Genomic DNA, 5,524 nt, shown 5'->3' with positions numbered 1-5,524 from the left:
CAGCGCCGGGCCGGTCTCCCGGCCGTCGCGGCCGACGACGAACGTCGCCCCGGGTTCGCCGGCGGCCTGCCCGACGGCGAGCGCGAGCGACGGCGTTACTTCGTCGACGGGGCCCCGAATCCCCGCGGTTCCGAAGAGAGTCATATGCGCCCGTTCCGCGAGCAGCCACTTAGCAACGTTGCAACTCGCTGCGGACGGCGAGCGGGGAACCGACGACGGGCGAAAAGGGGGTTACTCCGCCGGCAGGTCGTCGATCAGTACGACGGCCTCGCCGTCGATCACGGTCGCGTCGTCGTCCTCGTTGCGGACGACCGTCTCGAGGCGGTACTGGTCGTTGCCGAGGTCTTCGACGATCTCGACGCGGGCCGACACGCGGTCGCCGATGCCGACCGGGCCGCTGAACTCCAGATCCTGCGAGAGGTAGATCGTCAGCCCCGGGAGGCGAGCGAGGGCGGCGCTGATGAGGCCGGAGACGAGCGTCCCGTGGACGATGCGTTCGCCGAAGCGGGTCTCTTCGGCGAAGCCCTCGTCCAAGTGGAGCCGGTTCGTGTCGCCGCTGACCGCGGCGAACGCCCGGACGTCCTCGTCGGTCAGTGCCTTCTCGAAGGTGACGGTGTCGCCGACGCTGATCCCGTCGGGGTCGTCGACGGTGCGGTCGAACTGCCAGTCGAGATCGGAGTACTCGATGGAGGGGATCGGCGGCGCGATCCGGTCGGCGTCGGAACCGTGGTCGCCGTTGGCGGCGACGGGGACCATCGCGGAGACGGCCGCTCGATTGGCCGCGGTCGCGGTTCGGAGGAACCCCCGAGTCATCGCCGACCAGGCGTCGGTCATGGCGGCGAAGTTCTCACCCCCAGTATGCTCGTGTGACATCTACGGGCGGCTAAGCGAGGGACGTATATGACTTCTTTGGCTGGTTTCCGGCCGAACCAAGCCCGTTTTACCGGCGACAAACCGCCGTAAGACTCGATTACGACCGGGTCGTATTCCGGGGTCGTTCCGTCGTCGAGACGGCCGTGACCGGTGAGCGGTCGGCACTCACGCGGCCCGCTCGAGACGGGGGTGATCGCCCGGGCGGGTTGACGACGCGACCCGGCCCGATCCTATTGCCACCACTCAATGGCAACAGATGGTATCTAGTGGAAAGCCTTATCATGTCCGCGATCCAATGTACTGTTGATGACGGACGACTCCGACCGATCGCCCTGGTTCCCGCCTGCGATGTTTACCGAGCAGATGCAGGAAGCGGGCGAGCAGGTTGCCCAGTCCCAGCAGGAGATGATGAAGCAGTTGCTACAGGCCAGTTCGGCGAATCCGCTCGAGGACACGTCGGCCTTTGGCCCGATGAACATGGGCACGGCGACGTTCAAGGCCCGCGTCCAAAGCGGCGGTCGGATCAGCATTCCCGAACCCGAACGGGACGCCCTCGACATCGAGGAGGGCGATATCGTCCAGACGATCGTCGTCCCCGTCAAACGCAACCGAGAGGATCAATCATGACCCAGAACCCATTCACCGCAGTCTTCGACGCACAGCGCACCGCACTCGAACAGAGCCAGTCGTTCGCCCACGAGGCCCTCGAGGCCCAGCAGACCTCGATCAGCGCCGTCGCCGACGTCGTCGAGACGTCGGGCTCGCTGGCCGAGTCCAACGCCGAACTGACCAAGGGCGCGGTCCACGCCTACTTCGACGCCCTCGAGGCGTCGATGCCCGAGGAGGCCGCCGAGTTCGACGACCTCCGCGACCTCGTCGACGAGAGCTTCGACTCGGCCACTGAGGCCCAGTCGCAGTCGCTCGAGGCCGTCCTCGAGGCCCTCGAGGAGTCCGAACTCGCCTACGAGGAGTTCGCCGCGAACTACTCCGAAGTCGTCGACTCGTCGTTCGACGCCGCCCTCGAGGCCCACGAGCAGGTCGAGGAGAACGTCGAAGCGGTCGCCGAGGACGTCGAGACCGCCGCCGACGAGTTCGACGCGTCGGCCTGAATTAGGCCCACCCGTTTTTCACCCACCATCCCCAATTTCCGTATATGTCAGACCAACACCAGCCCCAGGCAGGAGACTGGAGCGCGTTCGCCGAACAGTGGAACGAGCAGTTCCTCGACGCACTCGAGGACAACATGGAAGCGCAGGCCCAGTTCGTCGAGCGCTGGTCCGAAAGCGTCGGCGAACTGAGCGAGGACGAGGAACTCTCCGACGGCGTCGAGGGCTATGCCCGTGCCTACGAGACGTGGATGAACGCCTCCCAGCAGATGGTCGATCGGATGAACGACCAGCTCGAGGGCGAGGACGTCGACATCGAGGAGTTCCGTGACATCTGGCTCAACACGGCCAACGAGGCGTTCAAGGACGTGATGTCGACGACCGCGTTCGCCAAGATGACCGGCGAGACCGTCGGCGACGTCCTCGAACTGCAACAGCAGGCCGACGAGGCGGCTCAGGAGACGCTGCACACGCTCGGCTTCGCGACCGAGGACGACATCGTCGAGGTCGGGGATCGGCTCGTCGAACTCGAGCGCCGCCAGCACGCCGTCGAGCAGAAACTCGACCGCGTTCTCGACCACCTAGAGGAGCAATGAAGAACCCCTTCGCAACCGCCCTGAACATGCAACGGCAGGCCTGGGAGGCGACCGCCGACCTGGCCGAGAAAAGCAGCGTCGCACCCGACCGGACCGAAACCGTCGAGAACGTCGGGGTCGGGCAAACGCCCAGCGAGGTCGTCTACGAGGAGAACAAGCTCGAACTCCTCCACTACGAGCCGATGACGGAGGAGCAACACGACATCCCCATCCTCATCGTCTACGCGCTGATCAACAAGCCCTACATCCTCGATCTCCAGCCGGACCGCTCGGTGGTCCAGACGCTGCTCGAGGCCGGCTTCGACGTCTACCTGATCGACTGGGGCGAACCCTCCAAGCTGGATCGGACGCTCGGTCTCGACGACTACGTCAACCGGTATATCGACAACTGCGTCGACGTGGTTCGGGATCGCTCCGGACTGGACGCGATCAACATCCTCGGCTACTGCATGGGCGGGACGATGTCGGCCATGTACGCCTCCTTGTCTCCCGAGAAAGTCGAGAACTTGGCGCTGATGGCCGCCGGGCTCTGCTTCGACGGCGACGGCGGCGTCCTCGAGCTGTGGGGCAGCGAGGACTACTACGACCCCGAGACGGTCACGGCGACGTTCGACAACGTTCCCGCCGAGTTCTTGGACGTCGGCTTCGCCCTGATGGATCCGGTCCAGAACAACGTGACCAAGTACGTCACGTTTTACGACAACATGGAAGACGAGGACTTCGTCGAGAACTTCGCCCGGATGGAGCGCTGGCTGGCGGAGGGGATCGACGTGGCCGGCGAGGCCTACGAGGAGTTCATCCGCGACATCTATCAGGAGAACAAGCTCTACGCAAACGAACTCTCCCTCGGCGGCGAGTACGTCGACCTGGGCAACATCGACATGCCCGTCCTCCAGATCGTCGCAGAGTACGACCACCTCATCCCGCCGGCGGCCTCCAAACCGTTCAACGACGAGATCGCCTCGGACGACACCGAGATCCTCGAGTTCGCGACGGGCCACATCGGCATGTCCGTCTCCTCGCGAAGCCACGCGGAACTCTGGCCGGAGGTCTGTGACTGGTTCGAGGCGCGCTCGAACGAGACGGATGAAGGGTCACGCACCTCGGATCGGTCGACCGACCCCGACGCCGCGGACGCGGCGCTGGCCGAGGACGTCGCCGGCAACGAATCGGGTGCCAGCGACCTCGCCGACGGCGGCATCGACGTCGAGTCGGGGACGGATATCGACGCCGAGACGAGCGAGTTCCACGGTCAGGATCGCTCGGACGCGGAGATCGCCGATCGCGGCGAGGGAGACGTCCAGGCGGAACCGGCCGAGCCGGGCGAGATGACCGTCGACGAGGACGTCGTCGAGGAGGTCGCTGGCGAGGACGCGGCCTCGGAGATCGCGTCCGAACCCGACGATCTCACCGATCTCCGGGGCATCGGCGACGCCTACGCAGCGGCGCTCGCCGAGGCCGGGATCGAGACGTTCGCGGAGTTGGCCAACGCCGATGCCGCCGACCTCGCCGCCGAAACCGGGATCTCGCCGACTCGAGTCGAAGACTGGATCGACCAGGCTCGAGAGCGCTGAGGCCGGTGTCGACGATGGGGCGATCCGATCGCCCCGGTCGCCCTCCGGTCGTTTGCACTCACTGTATTGATAGCTAACAGGTCGTTATTTACCATCGGACGTTGAATGTGTGAGTTATGTCCATGGATGGTCGCACCTGCGTTATTACGGGCTCGGCGAAGGGGATCGGTCGCGGCATCGCCGAGTACCTCGGCGAGGAGGGAGCGAACGTCGTCATCAACTACCGATCGTCGGAGGGCGAGGCCTACGAGGCAGTCGACGCCATCGAATCGGCCGGCGGCTCGGCGGTCGCGGCTCAGGCCGACGTCTCCGACCGTGCGGCGGTCGAGAACATGGTCGAGGTCTGCCACGAGGCGTTCGGCCCGGCGGACGTCCTCGTGAACAACGCCGGCATCACAGCCGACAAACAGTTCACCGAGATGTCCCCCGAGGAGTGGAACCGCGTGATGGACGTCAATCTGGGCGGCATGTTCAACTGTACCCAACTGTTCTACGACGACCTCTGGAACGCCGAAGAGGGTCGATTGATCAACATCTCGAGCGTCGTCGGCAAACAGGGCAACTACGGCCAGGCAAACTACGCGGCCGCGAAAAGCGGGATGTTCGGCTTCACGCGGACGATCGCCCTCGAACTCGCGAAGGGGGGATCGACGGCCAACTGCGTCGCACCGGGCTTTACCGCTACCGATATGCTCGAGAGCGTCCCGGACAAGGTGTTAGACCGGATCATCGCGGGGATCCCTCTCGAGCGACTGGCGGAGGTCGAAGACATCGCCGCAGTAGTTCGATTCCTCGCGAGCAAGGACTCCTCGTACGTGACCGGCGAAGTGATCGACGTCAACGGCGGGATGGACCTGTAACGACAGTCGTCGCTTCGTTCTGCGTTCGAACGCGACTCAGTCTGCACTCCCCGGGAGTTTTGAAATCGCGTCCGCCGTTTCCGCGGCGAGTTCCGCGACGATCTCTCCTGCGGGACGAACGTCGTTCGTCAATCCGACGCTCTGGCCGGCAAACAGCGCCATCGATTCGACGTCGCCCTCGACGCCGGGCGTCGCGAGCGCCTCGTCGTAGCGTTCGATGGGGGCACCGTCACCGCTGTCGGTCCGCGCGACGACCTCGTCTTCGCCCGGTCGCTCGCCGGCGGGCGGTTCGCCGGCCTCGCGCCAGCGCTCGAGCGTCTCGTTCTCGAGGACCCGATGCGGCGTCCCGGGCCAGCCCTTGTCGAACAGCGTCGTATAGGCGGTATCAGTCTCGTCGCTCTCGCGGAGCCGCCGCCGGTACTCGTCGTGGACGCGCGCCTCCTCGCTCGCGACGAATCGAGTCCCGAGCCACGCGCCGTCGGCCCCGAGCGCGAGCGCGGCGGCGATCCCTCGGC

7 protein-coding genes and 1 pseudogene are annotated in these 5,524 nt (G+C 65.6%); 5 read left to right on the top strand and 3 right to left on the bottom strand.

The annotated features are described in order from the left end of the window. Nucleotides 1-144 (bottom strand): annotated as a pseudogene (locus ACSBP4_RS19495) (phosphomannomutase); the annotation flags it as partial. An 87-nt stretch (nt 145-231) separates the two neighbouring features. Continuing rightward, nucleotides 232-873 (bottom strand): MaoC family dehydratase, encoded by a 642-nt coding sequence (locus ACSBP4_RS19490; protein ID WP_435553194.1) that lies wholly within the window; start codon nt 871-873, stop codon nt 232-234. A 306-nt stretch (nt 874-1,179) separates the two neighbouring features. Between ACSBP4_RS19490 and ACSBP4_RS19485 the strand changes: the two genes are divergently transcribed. The 5 genes from ACSBP4_RS19485 (at nt 1,180) to ACSBP4_RS19465 (ending at nt 5,009) form a co-directional block, all read left to right on the top strand. Then, nucleotides 1,180-1,500 carry an AbrB/MazE/SpoVT family DNA-binding domain-containing protein gene (locus tag ACSBP4_RS19485; protein ID WP_006649374.1) on the top strand — a complete coding sequence of 107 codons (321 nt, stop codon included), beginning with the start codon at nt 1,180-1,182 and terminating at the stop codon, nt 1,498-1,500. After that, the gene (locus ACSBP4_RS19480) at nt 1,497-1,982 is read left to right on the top strand and encodes a hypothetical protein (RefSeq protein ID WP_435553193.1); all 486 of its coding nucleotides are present in this window, start codon (nt 1,497-1,499) and stop codon (nt 1,980-1,982) included. The genes ACSBP4_RS19485 and ACSBP4_RS19480 overlap by 4 nt, the downstream gene beginning before the upstream one ends. A 44-nt stretch (nt 1,983-2,026) precedes the next feature. Beyond that, on the top strand, nt 2,027-2,575 hold the full coding sequence (locus tag ACSBP4_RS19475) for a poly(R)-hydroxyalkanoic acid synthase subunit PhaE (protein ID WP_006179686.1): 549 nt from the start codon (nt 2,027-2,029) through the stop codon (nt 2,573-2,575). Then, nucleotides 2,572-4,149: a class III poly(R)-hydroxyalkanoic acid synthase subunit PhaC gene (phaC, locus tag ACSBP4_RS19470; protein ID WP_435553192.1), complete on the top strand. Its 1,578-nt coding sequence runs from the start codon at nt 2,572-2,574 to the stop codon at nt 4,147-4,149. Before ACSBP4_RS19475 ends, phaC begins: the two co-directional genes overlap by 4 nt. Before the next feature lie 116 nt (nt 4,150-4,265). Beyond that, nucleotides 4,266-5,009 carry a beta-ketoacyl-ACP reductase gene (locus ACSBP4_RS19465; RefSeq protein ID WP_006179688.1) on the top strand — a complete coding sequence of 248 codons (744 nt, stop codon included), beginning with the start codon at nt 4,266-4,268 and terminating at the stop codon, nt 5,007-5,009. Nucleotides 5,010-5,045: 36 nt separating this feature from the next. Here the strand turns inward: ACSBP4_RS19465 and ACSBP4_RS19460 are convergent. Then, on the bottom strand, nt 5,046-5,524 hold a 479-nt coding region (locus ACSBP4_RS19460; RefSeq protein ID WP_435553191.1), incomplete at its 5' end, for an NAD(P)H-dependent flavin oxidoreductase.

It is taken from the genome of Natrinema sp. CGMCC1.2065, assembly GCF_051225675.1.
GTDB classification, from domain to species: Archaea; Halobacteriota; Halobacteria; order Halobacteriales; family Natrialbaceae; genus Natrinema; species Natrinema thermotolerans.
Note: the sequence above shows the minus strand (reverse complement) of the source record. Positions and strands in the feature narration are given on the sequence as shown.